The organism is Phyllobacterium sp. 22229 (genome assembly GCF_052056495.1).
GTDB lineage: Bacteria > Pseudomonadota > Alphaproteobacteria > Rhizobiales > Rhizobiaceae > Phyllobacterium > Phyllobacterium myrsinacearum.
In genome coordinates this window covers 1-363 of record NZ_JBQEPA010000072.1, presented here as the reverse complement: position 1 = coordinate 363, position 363 = coordinate 1, and the positions used below count along the sequence as shown (strand labels likewise).

Below are 363 nucleotides of genomic sequence, written 5' to 3'. Positions count from 1 at the left end.
CATACCAACGCCTTGCTCACCGGAAAATCAGGAGCGCAGCGAGTAATTTTTCCGAGTGCAGCAATTTGTTATGACTAGAAACGGTTACGTTCCAGCCAACTAATAAAATCCGGGGCATCCTCTGTGAACCGGTTTGTCTCATGATCCCACAAAAAAATTGCTGGAGACTCGCCGACAGACCAGCAGAAAAGGTCACCGCAACCATTGCTAGCAAAAGCGATATAAGCTCGGCTATTTACGTAAATCTGATTTTCTAGCAGTTCTTGAGGAGCGAGAATTTCAGCACTAAGCCTCAGATCGTTTAAACCGCCCAATCTAACAAAATCACGATACCAACCTTTGAGCTCTGTTTTCAGAGCCAGC

1 protein-coding gene is annotated in these 363 nt (G+C 45.7%); it reads right to left on the bottom strand.

Annotated features, from left to right (window positions below; genetic code table 11):
• Positions 1 to 74: 74 nt before the first annotated feature.
• On the bottom strand, positions 75 to 363 hold a 289-nt coding region (locus ACTJJ7_RS28120; protein ID WP_440969513.1), incomplete at its 5' end, for an SMI1/KNR4 family protein.